The 18,345-nt window shown below is 59.7% G+C and carries 14 protein-coding genes; 7 read left to right on the plus strand and 7 right to left on the minus strand.

Going from position 1 to position 18,345, the window contains the following annotated elements:
• Positions 1-43: 43 nt before the first annotated feature.
• Positions 44-361: a ubiquitin family protein gene (locus NPX02_RS04975; protein WP_260292328.1), complete on the minus strand. Its 318-nt coding sequence runs from the start codon at positions 359-361 to the stop codon at positions 44-46.
• Between the two features lie 337 nt (positions 362-698).
• Between NPX02_RS04975 and NPX02_RS04980 the strand changes: the two genes are divergently transcribed.
• The 6 genes from NPX02_RS04980 (at position 699) to NPX02_RS05005 (ending at position 9,592) form a co-directional block, all read left to right on the plus strand.
• Positions 699-1,178: a 4Fe-4S dicluster domain-containing protein gene (locus tag NPX02_RS04980; RefSeq protein ID WP_260292329.1), complete on the plus strand. Its 480-nt coding sequence runs from the start codon at positions 699-701 to the stop codon at positions 1,176-1,178.
• Between the two features lie 24 nt (positions 1,179-1,202).
• Positions 1,203-3,050, plus strand: a complete 1,848-nt coding sequence (locus NPX02_RS04985; RefSeq protein WP_260292330.1) for an aldehyde ferredoxin oxidoreductase family protein — start codon at positions 1,203-1,205, stop codon at positions 3,048-3,050.
• A 414-nt stretch (positions 3,051-3,464) separates the two neighbouring features.
• Positions 3,465-4,805, plus strand: coding sequence for an NAD(P)/FAD-dependent oxidoreductase (locus NPX02_RS04990; protein ID WP_260292331.1), 1,341 nt, complete (start codon positions 3,465-3,467; stop codon positions 4,803-4,805).
• A 778-nt stretch (positions 4,806-5,583) separates the two neighbouring features.
• Positions 5,584-6,018 carry a cytochrome c-550 PedF gene (gene pedF / locus NPX02_RS04995; protein WP_260292332.1) on the plus strand — a complete coding sequence of 145 codons (435 nt, stop codon included), beginning with the start codon at positions 5,584-5,586 and terminating at the stop codon, positions 6,016-6,018.
• 122 nt (positions 6,019-6,140) lie between these two features.
• On the plus strand, positions 6,141-7,304 hold the full coding sequence (nosP, locus tag NPX02_RS05000; RefSeq protein WP_260292333.1) for a nitric oxide-sensing protein NosP: 1,164 nt from the start codon (positions 6,141-6,143) through the stop codon (positions 7,302-7,304).
• Positions 7,304-9,592, plus strand: coding sequence for a NahK/ErcS family hybrid sensor histidine kinase/response regulator (locus tag NPX02_RS05005; RefSeq protein ID WP_260292334.1), 2,289 nt, complete (start codon positions 7,304-7,306; stop codon positions 9,590-9,592). Before nosP ends, NPX02_RS05005 begins: the two co-directional genes overlap by 1 nt.
• Before the next feature lie 603 nt (positions 9,593-10,195).
• Here the strand turns inward: NPX02_RS05005 and NPX02_RS05010 are convergent.
• The 6 genes from NPX02_RS05010 to NPX02_RS05035 all read right to left on the minus strand — a co-directional run bounded on the left by NPX02_RS05010 (position 10,196) and on the right by NPX02_RS05035 (position 17,027).
• Positions 10,196-10,840, minus strand: a complete 645-nt coding sequence (locus tag NPX02_RS05010) for a response regulator (protein WP_260292335.1) — start codon at positions 10,838-10,840, stop codon at positions 10,196-10,198.
• A gap of 383 nt (positions 10,841-11,223) precedes the next feature.
• A complete protein-coding gene (locus tag NPX02_RS05015) occupies positions 11,224-12,954 on the minus strand; it encodes a PQQ-dependent methanol/ethanol family dehydrogenase (protein WP_260292336.1) in 1,731 nt (576 codons plus the stop codon).
• Positions 12,955-13,491: 537 nt separating this feature from the next.
• The gene (locus NPX02_RS05020) at positions 13,492-14,703 is read right to left on the minus strand and encodes a porin (RefSeq protein ID WP_260292337.1); all 1,212 of its coding nucleotides are present in this window, start codon (positions 14,701-14,703) and stop codon (positions 13,492-13,494) included.
• Between the two features lie 637 nt (positions 14,704-15,340).
• Positions 15,341-16,240, minus strand: a complete 900-nt coding sequence (locus NPX02_RS05025; protein WP_260292338.1) for a substrate-binding periplasmic protein — start codon at positions 16,238-16,240, stop codon at positions 15,341-15,343.
• A 35-nt stretch (positions 16,241-16,275) separates the two neighbouring features.
• A complete protein-coding gene (locus NPX02_RS05030) occupies positions 16,276-16,602 on the minus strand; it encodes a hypothetical protein (protein ID WP_260292339.1) in 327 nt (108 codons plus the stop codon).
• On the minus strand, positions 16,602-17,027 hold the full coding sequence (locus NPX02_RS05035; protein WP_260292340.1) for a cupredoxin domain-containing protein: 426 nt from the start codon (positions 17,025-17,027) through the stop codon (positions 16,602-16,604). The genes NPX02_RS05030 and NPX02_RS05035 overlap by 1 nt, the downstream gene beginning before the upstream one ends.
• Before the next feature lie 147 nt (positions 17,028-17,174).
• Between NPX02_RS05035 and NPX02_RS05040 the strand changes: the two genes are divergently transcribed.
• On the plus strand, positions 17,175-18,344 hold the full coding sequence (locus NPX02_RS05040) for an ABC transporter substrate-binding protein (RefSeq protein WP_260292341.1): 1,170 nt from the start codon (positions 17,175-17,177) through the stop codon (positions 18,342-18,344).
• Position 18,345: the final 1 nt, after the last annotated feature.

Here is an 18,345-nt window from a genome sequence, read left to right on the forward strand (position 1 = left end):
ACGGAATTATTCTTGCGCGAACCCTAAGGGCTCGCGGCGGCGCTCAAACCACCGGGGCACCGTAACCGAAACTGTAGGGCACCGGGCCGGAGAGGGCGATGACATCGCCGTCTTCGAGCTGATGGGCCAAGCGTATGTCGCCCACGCATCCCGGGGCCACATCGCGGCCGTTGACCAGGATCAGGAACAGCTCGGCGAGCGGGATATTGAAGTCCCTGACGATGTCGCCGATGGTGGCCCCGACTGGATAACTGATTTCGCGCTCCAGCCGCTCCGGATCGCAGAACCGGGTCATGGAATTGAAGGCGCGTACTTTGATGCTGACCGTCAGGTCGGCCGAATTGTGTCCAAGCAGTGTCAACTCTCTTGCCTCGATAAATCGGTATGAATCAGGGAGCGCCTATTTTCAGCGCGGATGGCGGATTGTGACTTGATCACTGTCAATTGGGAGTATTCGACTTTGGTCGAGGTTTGGCGGGCGGCCTGCTTCTCGAGCCATTGCGGGTCGGCGCATCGTGGGGCTGTTCTACGGCAGTAACGTTATGTCTTGGAAAGCATAAGCCTTTAGTTCAATTGTGAGATTTGAATGCCTGGGTACACTCGCCTAGGAGTGGATTTTATTCACCATTTTACGCCTTGAACCCAGCGGCATCAGTCGATGCGCGGCTGGCGATGGTTAAACTTCCGGGGAGGAGATAATGCAAAAATCGCTGCACATCATTCCCGAGAAATGCACCGGCTGTACCCAGTGTGAAATCGCCTGTTCGATGGAACACGAGGGTATTTTCAGCCCCAGCAAATCTCGGATCAGAGTATTCAAGTTTCACGATGAGGGACGCTTTGTACCCTATACCTGTACCCAGTGTGCCGAGGCCTGGTGCCAGCGGGCCTGTCCCACCGGTGCGATCGATATCAATGCGCGGACCGGGGCAAAGGAGGTGCTGGCGTCGGCCTGCGTGGGGTGCAAGGTGTGCACCATTGCCTGTCCTTTCGGCACCATCAATTACGTTCCGGAGAGCGGCAAGGTGGCGAAATGCGATCTCTGCGGCGGCGATCCGGCCTGCGCCAAGGCCTGTCCTACAGGGGCCATTCAGTTTATCGATGCGGAAGCGACCGGGTTCGAGAAGATGCGTGCCTGGGCAGCCAAGACAGACACTGGCGCATCGGCCACCGCATAACCACAGCAATCGGGAGTTAATTTTATGGGATGGGCAAGAAAGCTTCTGCGTGTCAACCTGACGGCCGGCACCTGCACCACCGAAGCGCTCAATATGGAATGGGCGCACCAGTTCCTTGGCTCACGCGGACTTGCCGCGAAGTACCTGGTGGAGGAGATCGACCCCAAGGTCGACCCGCTCGCGCCGGAGAACAAGCTGATCATGGCCACCGGTCCGTTGACCGGCACCTCGGCCTCCACCGCCGGACGCTATACCGTCACCACCAAGGGCGAACTGACCGGCGCGATCGCCTGCTCCAATTCGGGCGGATTCTTCGGCAACGAGATGAAGAACGCCGGTTGGGACATGATCATCTTCGAGGGCAAATCCCCGAAGCCGGTCTATCTGCTGCTGCAAAACGAGCAGGCGCAACTGATCGATGCCGCGGAATTCTGGGGCCAGTCGGTCTGGGATACCGAAGAGGGTATCAAGACGAAACATCAGGATCCGCTGATCCGCGTCGCCTCCATCGGCAAGGCGGGTGAACAGGGTTGCAAGTTCGCCTGTATCGTCAATGACATGGACCGCGCCGCCGGACGCTCCGGCGTCGGCACCGTGATGGGTTCGAAGAACCTGAAGGCGGTGGCGATTCGCGGCAACCTGGGTGTGAAGGTGGATAACGTGGAGCAGTTCCTGGAGGCGGTCAAGGCGGGTAAAGCGGTCCTGGCCGGCAATCCGGTGACCGGCGTGGGGCTGCCCACCTACGGTACCCAGGTACTGATGAATGTGATTAACGAAATCGGCGCCCTGCCGACCAATAATCACCAGGATGTGCAGTTCGCCCGGGCCAACGACATCTCCGGTGAAGCGATGCACGCGGTGCGCAAGGACGGTACCAAGAACCTGGTTACCAATGCCGCCTGCTTCGGCTGTACCATCGCCTGTCAGCGGGTCTCCAAGATTGAGCGTTCACACTTCACGGTCAAGGATCGCCCGCAGTATCAGGTGGCGTCGGGTGGCCTGGAATACGAGAACGCCTGGGCCCTGGGTGCCAATACCGGGGTCAACGATCTCGAAGCCATCACCTTTGCCAACTTTATCTGCAATGAGCAGGGCATGGACCCGATCACCCTGGGCACGACCATCTCGGCGGCCATGGAGATGTTCGAGGCCGGTGCCATCACCACCAAGGAGACCGGCGGTATCGAACTGCGTTTCGGCAATGCCGAGGCGCTGGTGCAGATCGCTGAGCTGACGGCGAAGGGCGAAGGTTTCGGGCGTGAAATCGGGCTGGGTTCGAAGCGGCTGTGCGAGAAATATGGCCGTAGCGACCTGCACATGGGTGTCAAGGGACAGGAGTTCCCGGCCTATGACAGTCGCGGTATTCAGGGTATGGGTCTGACCTATGCCACCTCGAACCGTGGCGCCTGCCATCTGCGCTCCTATACCGTGGCTTCCGAGGTGCTGGGCATTCCGGAAAAAACCGATCCGCTGGAGACCACCGGCAAGGCCGGGCTGGTGAAGGCATTCCAGGATGCGACCGCCGCGGTGGATGCCAGCGGGCTGTGCATCTTCACCACTTTTGCCTGGAGCATGGAGGATATCGCGCCTCAGGTGAACGGTGCCTGTGAGGGTGACTGGACCGTTGAGTCGATGCTCGAAATGGGTGAGCGGATCTGGAATATGGAGCGTCAGTTCAACCTGGCGGCCGGTTTCACAGGTGCGGACGACACCCTGCCCAAGCGTATCCTCAAGGATGCGGCCAAGACCGGGCCGGCCAAGGGCAAGGTGAATGAGCTGGGCAAGATGCTGCCGGAATATTATCAGCTGCGTGGCTGGACTGCGGAAGGCGTGCCGACGGGTGACACCCTGGGGCGTCTCGGCCTGGCCTGAGTCTGGTGTAACCGCGGCGTCGGATCGCACGGCCTGTGAGTATTCAAACTCAATGCCGGTAACCGGTCTGGCGCCGCCAACAACCCGATTGATGCGGTTCGTGACTCGCCGCATCTTAGGGCTCACGCAAGAATAAGTTCCGGTATTCGGTCGCCACTGGACCCCGCCGCCGGCGTTACGCTTTTTGGCAAGGGAGCGGCCATTGCCTGCAAAGCGTGCCTTGTCGGCGTGACCCAGTGACGCCCTCGGTACTACGAAATTATTCTTGCGAGAGCCCTTACCCCCGATGGCGAGATCCGGCCCAGTGCCCAAATCGCTTTCGGATGTGGGATGCGGTGGGCCTGCGTACCGCATCACTTGGAGGTATGGGGACGAATTCGCGCATAATTCTCTCATCATAGAGGAGACCGAAAATTGATTGGCTTACTGAAGCGAGTGTTTGGCAACAACAAGGGTCAGGCACAAGAGGTCACCGATACCGGTTCCGTCGCAGCGGATGCCGTCTATCGCTATGTGGTCGTCGGCGCCGGACCGGCCGGTGTGTCGGTGGTCGAGAATCTGCGCCGGAACGATCCGGAAGGTTCCATTCTGCTGCTGGGTGACGAGCCGGAACCCCCGTATTCGCGTATGGCGATTCCCTATCTGCTGGTCGGTAAGGTGGGGGAGACGGGTACCCACCTGCGGCAACAGGAGAACCATTATCAGGCCCTCGATATCCAGTTGCGGAATGCCCGGGTCACCGGCATCGATGCAGCGGCCAGGCGGGTCGCCCTGAGCGATGGCGGCGGGGTTCAATATGAACAGCTCTGTCTGGCTACCGGGGCCCTGCCAATCCGTCCGCCGGTTCCCGGACTGGATCAGAAACGGGTGCACCACTGCTGGACCCTGAAGGATGCCCGTCACATTATCGAACTGGCCCATGAAGGCGCCAACGTGGTGCTGATGGGGGCCGGCTTCATCGGCTGTATCATCCTCGAGGCGCTGGCCCTGCGTGGCGTCAACCTGACCGTGGTGGAGATGGGGGACCGCATGGTGCCGCGCATGCTCGACCCGGTGGCGGGTACCCTGCTCAAACACTGGTGCCAGGAGCGAGGCGTGGCTGTGCATACCTCGACCCGGATCACCCGGGTGGAGCCCAATTCGGGCAACAGCGAGGATACCCTGCTGGTCGATTTGGATAACGGACAGCAGATACCGGCCCACCTGGTGGTGGTCGCCGCCGGGGTGAAGTCAAACCTCGACTATCTGCAGGATGCCGGCTTGGCGGTGGACCAGGGGATTCTGGTCAATGAATTCCTGCGCACCAGCGATCCACACATCTATGCCGTGGGGGATGTCGCCCAGGGTCCGGATTTTGAAAACGGCGACCGGGTGGTACACGCCATCCAGCCGACGGCGACGGATCATGGCCGGATCGCGGCACTCAACATGGCGGGAATACCAACCCCCTACCGGGGATCCATGCAGATGAACGTGCTGGATACGCTGGGCCTCGTCTCGGTCTCGTTTGGTGAGTGGGACGGCGTACCGGGGGGTGATCAGGCGGTCCTGCAGGATCAGCAGGGCTATCGGTATATGCGCCTGGAATTCGATGGTGAGCGTTTGGTCGGCGCGCAATGCGTCGGCCGCACCAACCATGTCGGTGTCATCCGCGGGCTGATTGAAGGCCGGGTTGCGCTGGGTCCGTGGAAGGAGCGGCTGAAGAAAAATCCGCACCTGATCATGGATGCCTACCTCGCCTGCGCACAGCGGTAATTCTACCCGCTGCTGCTCCCTGAACTCCCCCTCGCCGGTCCGGTGGGGGTGGAGTCAAACCGTTAATATCCGAAGTGCATATTGTCAGTCGCGTAGGGTGGGCACTTGGTCTGTGCCCACCTTTTTGCCCCGTGCTGCACCTTCCGCGTGGGCACAAAAAGCGGGCCCACCCTACCAAGCTAAAAACCACGATGCCCGGGTAGGATGCCGGTGAGGTACGAACCGCATCAACGCCTTACCGCGAATGATGCGGTTCGCAAGCTCACCGGCATCCTACGTCGCGGGCCGATTCAACCAAAGTTCGTAGGTTGGGGTGAGCCTGCGAACCCCAACGGGGTTGCATGCGTGTGCGCCATGATGTTGGGGTTCGTACCTCACCCAACCTACGGGTTTAAGCTCCTCTCAATGCCAACAGGGCTGGATGTGGTGAGTGAAACGAACCGTATCGCTCGCCATTGACGGGTGCGTCAGTGTCGCCGACCGGCCGCCGCCGATTCAACCAAAGTTGAAGAGTCGCGGCTCTCGGCATGGTTTATAAATATCCTGAATCCGCGATGTCGGGTTCCGGTTGAAACTGACCGATCCAGCGCTGGATGACCCGGGATGCCACTTCACTTCCCCCACTTCCCCTGAGCTACACAGGGAGCAACACAGGAAGCAGGACGAGATGATGATCCGGGTTGTCAGCGACATTACCAAACAACATTCACACCCCCAGGGTGAGACTTAAATCGTGTGCTATGGCGGGATCGATGCCTGCCATAGGAGGAGACCGCTAATGCTTACCTATCGTCCGCTTTTTATCATTGGACTGACCCTGTCGCTTGGCCTGCCATCACAGCTTTTTGCCCATGGGGATGTCACGCCTCAGGCGGTGGACACCGCCGGATTGCCGCAGTTGGGGGATGAGTGGGTAGATACCAACCCGTTTCGCGAGGATGGTGAACTGAAGCCGGTGGCCATCGAGATCGGAAAATCCGCCTACAACCAGAATTGTGCCCGCTGCCACGGCCTGGAAGTGATCTCGGGCGGCATTGCTCCCGACCTGCGCTATCTGGAAGAGGATTTTGATGGCGACGACTGGTTCAAGGAGCGGGTCATCAACGGTGCCGTGCGCGATGGCAAGGTGTATATGCCGAAATTTTCTGGCACCATTCCCCAGGAAGGGCTGTGGGCCATACGCACCTATATCGATTCGATGGCGGAGGATTGAACCGGCCGCTGGTGTGACCCTGTAAACCCCGAAGGGGTGAACGCAGGGATATACTGAGCAAGCCGGCTTTCCCTCGCTACCACCGGTCAATCCCGACAGGCCCCCAGGGTGAAGTGAATCAAGTGACAGGACAGGAACAACAGATTGCATCCGGGGTATCGGTAAAAGACGATGCCGAGCAGGCGGTGGCAGAACTAATTCACTGTTTTGGCGATATGGTGCCGGAAGCGGTCCTGTTCTTCTGCTCCAGCCACTACGACATCGCACGGGTGGGTGCGGTCCTGTCCCAGCGCTATCCACAGGCCCAGGTCATCGGCTGTACCACCGCCGGCGAGATCAACGCCCTTGGTTGCCTGGACCGGAGCCTGTGCGGATTTGCCCTGCCGGGCGACAGCTTCAGCCTCGCTTCGACCCTCCTGCCGGATCTCTCCCGCTTTGATATGAAGCTGGCGCGCGGCCTGGTGACCGAGCTGCACACCGACCTCGCCGTGCGGGGGGTGGCGCCGGTGACCGGACATACATTCGCCTTGCTGCTGGTGGATGGATTGAGCGGGGTGGAAGAGATCGTGCTTAGCGCGGTGCACGGCGAGATTGGCGATATTCCCCTGTTCGGCGGCTCGGCCGCTGATGATCTGCGCTTCAGCAAGACCCTGATTTATTACAACGGCCAGACCCGAGAGGATGTGGCGGTGCTGTGCATGATCAATACCACCTGTCCCTTCAAGGTGTTCCGCACCCAGCATTTTGTCGCCGGCGAACGCAAGATGGTGATTACGGAGGCGGATATAGCGACCCGCAATGTCAGCGAAATCAACGGGGTTTCGGCGGGGATGGAGTATGCGCGGTTGGTGGGCATCCAGTATGACCGCCTCGACCCCATGACCTTCGCCTCCCATCCGGTCATGGTGCGTGTCGGCGGTGCCTATTATGTCCGTTCGATACGGCAACTGGCCGAAGATGACAGCCTGACATTCTTTTGCGCCATTGGTGAGGGGATTGTCCTGACCGTGGCCGAAGGGGTCGATCTGGTGGAGAACCTGTCCCAGACATTCGCGGAGATCCGTGACCATGTGGGGGAACCGCAACTGGTGATCGGCTGTGACTGTGTGTTTCGCCGCCTGGAATATATGCAGGACCCCGAAGTGGCGAAACGGGTCGAAGGGCTGTTCCAGGCCAATCGGGTCATCGGTTTCAATACCTATGGTGAGCAGTTCGGCGGGATGCATGTCAACCAGACCTTTACCGGTGTGGCGATTGGTGCCCCGCAATCGGAAGGGACGGACTGATGGTCGCCTATCTGGATATCCAGCAGGGTTCCACCGACGAGGTGCAGCGCCTGCGCAAGATCGTCACCGCCCTGATGAATCAGGTGGAACGCACCATGGATGTCCAGGGTGGGGCCTTCTCGCTGTTCCAGACGGCAATCCTGCTCGACGACAAGGTGCGTGGCCGTACCGGTGAACTCGAAGCGGCAATGAAGCGCCTTGAGGAGACCAACGACGATCTGAATACCGCCAATGCGGAGGCGCACACCGCGCGGCTGCGGCTGGTCGAGGCGGTGGAGAGCGTCTCCGAGGGATTTGCGCTGTTTGATGAAACGGACAGCCTGATTCTCTGCAATTCGAAATTTCGTGAATACTGGGGGATGGACGAGAATGATATCCCTTATGGCAGCTCCTTCCAGGTGCTGTCCCAGGGCCTGATCGACAACTGTCGGGTGCCGCTGGCGCTGCAGGATCGCCAGCAGTGGCTGGAGGACCGCTTTCAGCGCCACAAGAACCCCGATGGCGCCTTTGTCATGCGCATGTTCGACGGGCGCTGGCTCAAGGTGACCGAGCGGCGCACCGGCGATGGCGGCGTGGTTGGTATCTATACCGACATCACCGAGATCAAGAAACAGGAAGAGCTGCGTCGCCAGAAAGAGCTGGCCGAAAAGTCGGTGCTGCTGCAGGCCTCCATCGACAACCTGAGCCAGGGTGTGGCGGTATACAGCAGCGAGCTCAAGCTGGTTGCCTGGAATCAGCGTTTCGTTGACCTGCTGGATCTGCCCGACGGACTGGTTCGTCTGGGGATGCCGTTTCAGGAATATCTCCAGTTCAATGCCAACCGCGAGGAGTACGCGACTGACATGGAACGTTCGGTCAGGGAGCGGCTGGAACAGGCTATCGCATCCAGCTCCTTCTTTTTCGAGTACGTGCGGCCCACCGGGCGGGTCCTTGAGGTGCGTCGCAACCCCATGCCCAATGGCGGTTTCGTCACCACCTATACCGACATTACCGCCAGACGCCAGGCCGCCGTGCAGTTGAGCGAGGCCAAGGAGCATCTGGAAGAGCGGGTGCGGGAGCGGACCGCCGCGCTCTCCACGCTCAATGAACAGTTGCGCCAGGAGATTGCCGAGCGCCTCGATGTGGAGGAGGAGCTGCGCCTGGCCACCAAGGCCGCCGAGGAGGCCAATCTCAGCAAGACGCGCTTCCTGGCCGCCGCCAGCCACGATCTGCTGCAGCCGCTGAATGCCGCGCGCCTGTTCATCTCCACCCTGCAGGAGCAGCGTCTGGCGGAGAAGACGGAGCGTCTGGTGGAACGGACCGATCTGGCGTTGCAGGGCGTGGAGAATCTGCTGAGCACCCTGTTGGAGATCTCCAAGCTGGATGCCGGAGCGGTGCCGACCAAGCTGCGCGACTTCCCGATTTCGGATGTCCTGAAGCGGCTGGCCGAGGAGTATCAACCCGTGATCAGTGACGCGGGGCTGAATCTGCGCATGATCGACTCTTCGGTGACGGTCAACAGCGATCGCAAATTGCTGGAGCGCATTTTACGCAACTTTCTCTCCAATGCGGTCAGATACACTTATAACGGAAAAATCCTTATCGGCTGCCGGCGCCGCAAGGATAAGCTGCTCGTCCAGGTGAGCGATACCGGCCTCGGCATCAGCGACAAGGACCTGGATACCATCTTCGACGAGTTTCACCAGCTGAAACAGTCCGGGGACAATGGGGCGCCCGGGGTCGGTCTGGGGCTGGCCATTGTCAAGCGGATTGCCGAGATGCTGAATGTACCTGTGGTCGTCAATTCCCGCCTGGGACGCGGTTCAACCTTCGCCGTGGAGATTCCCATATCCAACCGGAAGGTCCAGTCCAGCCCACCATCGCGGCGGCTCGTGCCCAGCCTGGAGATGCCGCTGCACGGGGCCTCGGTGCTGGTGATCGACAATGAGGCATCGATCCGCGAGGGCATGTATCACCTGCTGACCTCATGGGGCTGCGACGTGTTTACCGCCGCTGACCTGGACGAGGTGCGCCGGTTGGTGGAGAGCGGAAACCTCCAGCCGGATTTCCTGATCGTCGATTATCATCTGGACAACCGGATCACTGGCGTGGATATCCTGCTCTATCTGGAGCGTGAATATGAGATACGCGCTCCCTCCATCGTGGTGACGGCCGATCGCAGTGATGAAATGCGCCATCAGGTAACCAAGGCAGGCTATCGGGTGCTGCATAAACCCCTCAAGCCCCATCGGTTGCGCGCCTGGATGGCGCACAGCATGAAGTCGCAGGAGTGCAGCTCCCAGGGGTAACGTCGCATGCAACCCGTAGGATGCTGGTGAGCTTGCGAACCGCATCGCTTGTGGTGATACGGTTCGTACCCTACCGGCATTCTGCAAACCCAATAGTTGCTTAATCATGACCCGTAACTACCCGCGGGGTGATTGGCCTGCCTTGCCGGCCTCACACGATGGCTTGCCCCCTCGAATCCGGCCCCATTTTCAGCGCCTGCCCAAACTCGCTTCGCTCAAACAAGGGCAGGCTTGAATCTGAAAAAGGGACCGGATTCGAGGCGCCACCAAGATCGGCCAACAAGGCAGGCCAATCACTTACAGACCGGGTGAGTAGTTACCATGACCCAATGATTTGTTTCACCCCGTTATCCGCTGGATGAAATAGATAGGTAGCATGGTTCCTGGAATGCACCGCTGGTGGAGTCCAGCATTGCACCCTGTTGGAGGCCCGTCACTGGGCCGATTTCGCGGCGAGGCGCCGCTCCAGGTTGATTTTTGCAATAATCGGGTAAATTTAACTAGCCTGTGGATTTGGGTGAGGAACGCACCCCAACATCATGCCGCACACGTATTTCAAACTTCACCCTTCAAACTTCACCCTTTGGTATGGGGCGCGGCCGGTTACGCCTTGCCCAGCTTCTGTGCCGCCAGCACGGCCTGGGTGCGGCTGTTGACACCGAGCTTGCGCAATACCGACGAGATGTGCGCCTTGACCGTCGACTCCTTGATGTCCAGTTCGCAGGCGATGATCTTGTTCGGTTTACCCTCGGTCAGGTGGTGCAGTACGCTGAGTTCCGCCGGGGTCAGGAGGGCAAACTTTTTCTGGAATTCATGGTCGAGGGTGGAGCGTGGTCCAGTTACCAGATCGGCGTTTTCCAGCTCGTCCGGCACGTAGGTCCCGCCGGCCAGCACCGTCTGTATCGCCTCGGCAATCCGAGCCTTGGGGCTCGATTTGGTAATGAAGCCGAAGGCGCCACAGGTGAGTCCGCGGCGGATTGCATCCGGATCCTCGGAGGCCGACACAATGGCCACCGGGATGGTGGGTGCCGCGTTGCGGATGGAGACCAGGCCCGAGAATCCTTCCGAACCCGGCATGCGCAGATCGAGCAGTATCAGATCGAGATCGAAATCCTCGCTGGCCCGCTTGACCGCTTCCTCGAGGGTGGAGACCTCAATGATTTCGACATCATCGAAATACTCTTCGATGACCTGTCGCAGGGCGTCACGGAACAAGGGGTGATCATCTGCTACAAGGAACTTGGGCATGTTTCAAGGCTCTTTAGCTGAACAGTGACTGGTGATTCGTCTGTTTTATTAATTATATCACCCTGTTGATAGATGACCCGGCTCAATAAAAAACCGATAACTCAACAGCATGGGACGGTTCGGCCGATTCTCTCAGATCGCCGCGCTCTTGGATAGCCCGCTGCGCGTCGGCCGGCGGTTTCCTGTTAGGGTCGTGTCCTCCGGTAGCCGTTGCCACAACGGATGAAGGCAGTGGGATCTTAAGATCCCACTGCCTTGGTTATCAGCCTTCCCGCTCCCTGGTGGTCGTCCGGTGGCGCAGAAGAGAGGCGTCGTCGTCGCTTCTCTAATGCGCTACCGGGGCCAATGAGCTACCGGGTCGGCCGATGGGTTGCCGGAGTGAATCAGTTGGGGATCTTGAATGTCCAGACGCTGCCGCCCTGATTCAGCTCCTTGACCCGCTTGGCCACCTCGCCACCCCAGAGCGGCACGGCGCCACCCCAGCCGGAGACCACCGACACATACTGCTCGCCATCCTGTTCCCAGGTGATCGGGGAGCCGACGATGCCGGAACCGGTCTGGAATTTCCACAGCTCCTTACCCGTTTTCGAGTCGAAGGCCTTCAGATAACCCTCGGGAGTCCCGGTGAATACCAGGCCGCCGGCGGTGGTCATCACACCACCCCAGAGTGGCGCGTTGTTTTTGTATTCCCAGACAATCTTGCCGCTCTTCGGGTCGATCGCCTTGAGGGAGCCGATATACTCCTCGAACAGCGGCTTGATGGTGAAACCCGCACCCAGATAGGCCGCGCCTTTTTTGTAGTTCACCGGCTCGTTCCAGATCTCCATGCCCCATTCGTTGGACGGGACATAAAAGAGTTCGGTCTCCTGGCTGTAGGCCATGGGCATCCAGTTCTTGCCACCGAGGAATGAGGGCACGGCGAACACCGATTTACCTTTCTTGCCATCTTCGGAGGCTGTCGGGTTGCCCGGACGGTTGGCGTCGTCATAGACCGGACGACCGGTCTTCAGGTCGATGCTTTTGGCCCAGGTGATATCGCGGACGAAGGGCGTGGCATTGACCAGCTTGCCTTCCTCACGATTAAAGACATAGAAGAAACCGTTTCGATCCGCCGTGGCGGCCAGTTTCTTGCCGCCCTGGTTGAATGAAACCACCTCATTCACGCCGTCATAATCCCAACCGTCATTCGGTGTGGTCTGGTAGTGCCATTTGATCTCGCCGTTATCCGGATTGATGGCGATGCGCGATGTGGAATAGAGGTTGTCACCCGGACGCAGATGGGAGTTCCAGGGCGCGGGGTTGCCGGTACCGTAGAAAATGCTACGGGTCTCCGGATCGTAGGTGCCGCCCAGCCAGGTGGCGCCGCCGCCAAACTTCCACATATCGCCGGGCCAGGTGGCGTTCTTGGTGCCGGTCATGGTGCTCTCTTTGCCATTGAGCATGCCCATGTGGCCCTCGATGGTGGGGCGTGACCAGACCAGTTCGCCGGTCTTGGCATCGCGGGCCTCGATTTTTCCGATGATGCCGAACTCGCCACCGGAGACGCCGGTGATCACCTTGCCCTCAACGATCGTGGGCGCGGCGGTGATCGAGTAACCGGCCTTGTAATCACCGATCTTTTTCGCCCACTTGACCTTGCCCGTCATACGGTCGAGGGCGACCAGTTTGGCATCCAGGGTGCCGAAGTAGAGTAGGTCGCCATAAATGGCTGCACCGCGGTTGATGACATCGCAGCAGGGCATGATGCCGTCCGGCAGGCGGGCATCGTACTGCCAGAGCTCTTCGCCGCTTTTGATATCGATGGCAAATACCCGGGAATAAGATCCGGTGACGTACATCACGCCATCATGGACAATCGGCTGTGCCTCCTGTCCGCGCTGTTTTTCTCCGCCAAAGGAGAATGACCAGACAGGCAGCAGTTTTTTCACGTTACCCTGATTGATCTGTTTAAGCGGGCTGAAACGCTGCCCCTGAAGACCCATGCCGTTGGTGACGACTTGGCTGGTAATGGTGTGATCGTTCAGAATGTCCTGATCGGTGACGGTGGCGCTGGCGGTTTGCGCAGTGACAGAAATGGCCAGCGAAATGGCCAGTGCTAGTGATACTTGTTTCATTCTACTCCCCCATGGTTATCCATTTGGTTATCTGACATGAGGGTAGTGCCAGGTGGTGTCCCTCATGGTATATACAGCCTGTACAGTTGTAGTTGATACCCGCACAGGCCTCTATTGGAAAAAAGTCGAATGCCCGCAATGCAGTCTGCGAAGTCGACTCCTACAAAGGTACAAGACGATCCTCCCGCTGGAATAAGGAACGTAAAAATACACTACATTTTATCTGGTAATGTGGTTGTCGGTTTCAAGTCCTGTGGGATGTGCGGAACGTGGCAACACGTGTCTAGCGTGAATAATGCGGTGCGTGTTACTCACCACATCCTACCCTGAAACCGCGACCCAATAGGTGGATGCGCTGGCGCTTGTCCACCCTGCATTCAACTATATTCGTAGGGTGGATAAGCCGGTAGGCACATCCACCATTTACAATGCCGCTCCCAGCCATCCATGGACAAAAAAAGGCCGGGCAAAGCCCGGCCGTAATGCATAACTATCCGCAGGGAATCAGGTGCGGATATAACTGCTTCGCACAGTGGATCAGAAGAACAGGATAGCGCCCAGATTGAAGGCGTTGGTTTCATCCGAGCCGACCGAAGTCTTGCTCTCCATATCCGAGTATTCGGCCATCAGCGTCAGGGAAGAGGTCAGGTTATGATAAACACCCAGGGTAACGCGGGTGTTCTCCACCGGTGAGATCTTTTTCTGTTCGCTTTCGCCCCAGTTGATACCCACTTTGGTCTTGCCGAACTTGTAACTGCCCTGCAGGTAATAACCGTTGGACTCCTCGGCTTGTCCGGTGGTCTGGTCGAAGCCGGGGAACACCAGGCCGCCCAGTGCCAGCGTGCTCATGCCGTCACCCTGGAAGTAATAACCGGCCAGGTCAAAGTCGCTGACGCTCACCTTGCCGAAGATATCCCAGCCCTCGATCTGGCTGGAGGCACCGGTGGTCAGGTCCACATCCTGCATCAGGTAGGTGGCGGAGATCAGGCCGGGTGTGCTGCCCTGCCAGGCATAACCCACCTTGCCGTGGAAGCCAGGGTTGGCGTGTCCCGCCGCCTTGGTGCGTGCCAGCGGCCCGCCGCCCACTTCGACACCGTCCAGCGGATTGAACACACCGACGGTGGCGGAGAAACCGCCCGAGGTGGGCAGGGTCCAGTTGATCTGGGCCAGGCGGTCGGTATAGGGGTAACCGTAACCGAGGCCGCCCAGGGTGGTGTGGCCCGGGTCGGACGCGGAAAAGGAGGGGCCGGCACCGACCAGGCTGATATCGTTGAGGATGGCGTCGAGGGCGAACAGGCCGAAGTTACGCCCCATGGTGATGGTGCCCATGTTGGCGTTGCCGAAGGTGAGATAGACCTGGCGCGCATCCACGGAGGAGAACGCCAAGGCGTCGCCGTTGCTGCCAGTATTGCTGTTATCTGATGAGGCCAGGCCATAGTAGACATTGATGTTGGCGCCAATGTCGTAACCTTCCTGGTGGGTTGTCGCGCTGAAGTTCAGCGAGGCGGGCAACAGGCCATTGGAGACCGAGTGGCTGTCACCGGCGGTTCCGCACGCCAGTCCGGCCAGGGTCGTCCCGCCGGAATTCAGGTCGCCGGCGTCGCAGGAGGTGACGGTGTAAAACGCATTGATGTTGCCGCCCAGACCCAGGGTCCAGTCGCCGGCCTGCCAGGAAGCGGCCTGGATACTGCCGGCGCCCGCCACACAGGCTCCCCCCAACATGGCCGCTACGAGTTTGGATAGTTTCATTTAGGTTGTACTCCTCTGGATTTATAGTGAGAAACCGTTCAGGTCTTTTTGATCTGCTTCCCCAAGTGCCCATCCGGTTTTCTGTTATGAGAGCGACGCCGCAGGACGCACCCTCCACAGTATTTTGCTGCGCGGTAATTTTCAGTGGAGCGGGGTGTTGTCTGCTATTGGAAAAAGGTAGATTGGCGAAAAGTTGATTGATAGAAAGTAGATTGACAAAAAGTTGAATGACCAAAAGTAGATTGGCCGAAAGTCGAATACCGGTGACTGAGGAAGTTTGAAGGGTGAAGTTTGAAGTTTGAAGTCGCGTAGGATGGGCACGTTGTTTGTGCCCACCTTTTTGCCCCGTGCCGCACCTTCCTCGTGGGTACAATAAGCGTGCCCACCCTACCGGGCAGGAATGCACGGGTGGACTTGATGGTCAGGCCGTAGGTTGGGGTGAGCCTGCGAACCCCAACGGTGGTGCCTGGGTATGCGCCATGATGTTGGGGTTCGTTCCTCACCCCAACCTACGGGCTGATGCGTTGGGTATAGGGCGCCCCGTGGACGCCGTTCGGCGGGCACGGCCCGCCCTATGTCCGGCAAGCCCCTCATGGCGGGTGCTATCCTGAACTGTATTTGTGCGCGCCAGGTGTTGTTATCGTTGGCCGGCGCCGGCAAGGTAGTCGAGACTTGGCGGGAAATAGTCAATCCCGTGCCGCTTGAATATCGTCGCCATGTCGCCATCGCGAACCATACTGGCGAGAATGTCCTCCACCGCATAGCCCAGTTGCCGGTAGGTATTCTTGACCGCGGCACCGATGAGCCAGTCGGCCTTGACCAGGCCGGGGGTGGGGACCTTGCCCAGATCGAAGTCCTCGATCCCGCCCAGCAGGCTGTATTGTACTTGCGAGCGCGGCCCCATCAGGCCGGCGGCCTCGCCGCGCAAGGTGGCTTGCCCCGCCTCTTCGGTGGTCTTGAAATGCAGCAGGTTGTCGCGGATGGTTCCGCCGAAGGCACCGGACAGGTAGAGGTCGGCCAGGGAGTCCAGTTCAACGGCGATATTTTCATATCGAAACAGGGCGAGGGTGGCATCCCGGCCCAGTTTTTCAATATTGCGCGCGGCGACAATCTCTTCCTTCATGTAGGGACCGAACAGCACCACCAGCTCATTGCGCAGCGCGAGCTCGCGATCATAGGGGATGTGCAGCATGAGGTCGGCCACCTCGCCACTGAGCATTGAGCCTTTCCAGATCGCATTGCGCAGGTCGTCATCGACATTCTCATCGGCCGTCTGTTCGATCAGCTTGAGCCGTACCTTCAGCTGTTGTGCAAGGTGGTTGGCGATATCAATATCAATACCGACCAGGGCTCCATTCTGACGGTAGGAGAAGGGCGGGTAGTCGCGATACACCGCGATGGTGATCTCCTCCTTGTCCTGAATCTCGTCGTAGGAGAGTGCCAGGGCGGCGGGTGTGGTGGCAGCGAATGCGATCAGTAAGAGCAGTCGCGGGAGGAGGGCCGGCGCGCCGGCCAGGCAGGCTTTGATTGACGACATGGTTTTACCTCGCTTCATGATCTTGCCCGGAGTGACTACGACGGGTCATTGGACAGACAGACGATGGTGTGCCGACCGGCGATGCGTACCCGACGTGACCAGGGGGTTGAGATTTGGCACAGCTCACGGGGATTGTTTTTCCACCAGATGTTGAGAACAACGCCCAGGCTGTCGTCTGACTCAAAGGTTACCCGTTCAGCCGGTGCGCCGGCTTTGAGGATGAAGGCACGCGCCGGTCCGACCACCTTGACGTCATGCGCCGACACATTTTCGAACAGCAGCCACGGCTGCTCCGCGGCCTGAGTCGACCCGGCACCGGCAAGAGACAGGGTCAGTATCAAAATTATCGGAAGGTGGCGCACTATTTCACCTTGATCTGCGCTTCGGCTCCTTTGTGCTCCAGTCCGGCCGCGCTGATGCTATAGGTGCCGGGCTTGATCGGCACGAAAAAGATCTCCGCCTCGCCCTCCTCCTCGAACTCCAGCTCATAGAGGGCGCTGGCCTTGATCTCCATACCCCCGGCCTCGACCTTGCGCAGCCAGATGAAGGTGAAAAACTCCGGAGCGCGTACCGCATACTCCTTGCGCCCGCTACTGACGATCTTCAGGCTGTATGACTTCCCGGTCTCCAGCTCGTAGCGGGGTTGCGATACCTGGTAGCCAGCTTCATCGATACCGAATACCAGGTCCGGCAGCGCCTGCGGCTTGGTGGCCAGGTAGCCCGCGGTATGGCCTGCCAGGGGAATGAGCGAGGCGAACAGCGCGAGTGCCGGTAGCAGTTTTTTCATATCATTAGTCCATCGTGCGGTGGCCGGGTAGAGAGAGTCTCACGCTCCTGTGGTCTCTCCTCAATGCGACTTTTGTCGCATTGAGCGTTCCTGGGGCGGGCGGGCTAAACTGCTTCGCACAGATTGATTCAGACCATGGGAGCGCGGATGTTCCGGACACTTGTCATTGGCTGCCTTGCCTGTCTCATGGTGGCGACCCGGGCCTGGCCGGCCGGCACCGTACAGGTCCCGGTGCTCTATATCAAACAGCAGGTCGAGCGGCCGCCGGTACTCTCCAATCTTGACGACATTCCCGCGGATGAGGGGCTGGCCGGCGCGCGACTGGCCGTCAAGGACAGCAATACCACGGGGCGTTTTACCGGGCAGCAGTTCTCCCTGCGCGAACTGGCCTTCGAGGCGGCGGCGGACCCGGGGGAGATCATCGGCCAGCTGCAAGCCGCGGAAGAACATTTTGTGATTCTCGATCTGCCGGCCGCCACCCTGGAGGCGCTGCTGCGGGCGGATCCGGGTGGTAAGCGTCTGCTGTTCAATGTCGCGGCGCCGGATGACCGTTTCCGTACCGAACTCTGCCGCAATGACCTGCTCCATACCCTGCCCAGTCGCGCCATGCTGGCCGATGCCCTGAGTCAGTATCTGGTGAAAAAACGCTGGACCCGATGGTTGCTGATCGAGGGTTCGTTGGCGGGGGACAAGCTGTTTGCCGATGCCATACGCCGCTCGGCCGCCAAGTTCGGCGCGAAGATTGTCGGGCACAAGGTCTGGGACGGCGCGCGGGATGCCCGGCGCACCGCGCAAGCGGAGGTGCCGCGGCTGACCCAGGGGGTTGAATACGATGTCCTGATCGTGGCCGATGAGTGGGGCGACTTCGGGGAGTACCTGATGTACCGCACCTGGGAGCCGCGCCCGGTGGCCGGTACCCAGGGGCTGTTCGCCACCGCCTGGTACCGAACCATCGAACAGTGGGGGGCGAGCCAATTGCAGGCGCGCTTCGGCAAGGCCGCCGGGCGGCCGATGGGCGCCCGGGATTATGCCGCCTGGGCCGCGCTGCGCTCGATCAGCGAGGCGGCGATCCGCGGCGGCTCGGCGGAGCCGGCCATGATCGGCGCCTATATTCAAAGCCCCGAGTTTGAACTGGCCGCCTACAAGGGGCGCAAACTCTCCTATCGGCCCTGGTCGGGTCAGCTGCGCCAGCCCATCGCCCTAAGCGCCGCCCGCTCGCTGGTGACCCAGTCGCCCCAGGAGGGCTTTCTGCACCGGGAGAGTGAACTGGATACGCTCGGTTTCGATCGGCCCGAGATTCAATGCAAGAGGAGTTAGC

Origin of the sequence: Sedimenticola hydrogenitrophicus (genome assembly GCF_025175675.1) — a bacterium.
In the GTDB taxonomy this organism is placed as follows: Bacteria; Pseudomonadota; Gammaproteobacteria; order Chromatiales; family Chromatiaceae; genus Sedimenticola; species Sedimenticola hydrogenitrophicus.

What these genes read in the sequence shown, in the direction of transcription:
- NPX02_RS04980 (WP_260292329.1), top strand. Translation starts at nt 699, where the DNA reads ATGCAAAAATCGCTGCACATCATTCCCGAGAAATGCACCGGCTGTACC.
- NPX02_RS04985 (WP_260292330.1), top strand. Translation starts at nt 1,203, where the DNA reads ATGGGATGGGCAAGAAAGCTTCTGCGTGTCAACCTGACGGCCGGCACC.
- pedF (WP_260292332.1), top strand. Translation starts at nt 5,584, where the DNA reads ATGCTTACCTATCGTCCGCTTTTTATCATTGGACTGACCCTGTCGCTT.
- NPX02_RS05005 (WP_260292334.1), top strand. Translation starts at nt 7,304, where the DNA reads ATGGTCGCCTATCTGGATATCCAGCAGGGTTCCACCGACGAGGTGCAG.
- NPX02_RS05010 (WP_260292335.1), bottom strand. Translation starts at nt 10,840, where the DNA reads ATGCCCAAGTTCCTTGTAGCAGATGATCACCCCTTGTTCCGTGACGCC.
- NPX02_RS05015 (WP_260292336.1), bottom strand. Translation starts at nt 12,954, where the DNA reads ATGAAACAAGTATCACTAGCACTGGCCATTTCGCTGGCCATTTCTGTC.
- NPX02_RS05020 (WP_260292337.1), bottom strand. Translation starts at nt 14,703, where the DNA reads ATGAAACTATCCAAACTCGTAGCGGCCATGTTGGGGGGAGCCTGTGTG.
- NPX02_RS05025 (WP_260292338.1), bottom strand. Translation starts at nt 16,240, where the DNA reads ATGTCGTCAATCAAAGCCTGCCTGGCCGGCGCGCCGGCCCTCCTCCCG.
- NPX02_RS05035 (WP_260292340.1), bottom strand. Translation starts at nt 17,027, where the DNA reads ATGAAAAAACTGCTACCGGCACTCGCGCTGTTCGCCTCGCTCATTCCC.
- NPX02_RS05040 (WP_260292341.1), top strand. Translation starts at nt 17,175, where the DNA reads ATGTTCCGGACACTTGTCATTGGCTGCCTTGCCTGTCTCATGGTGGCG.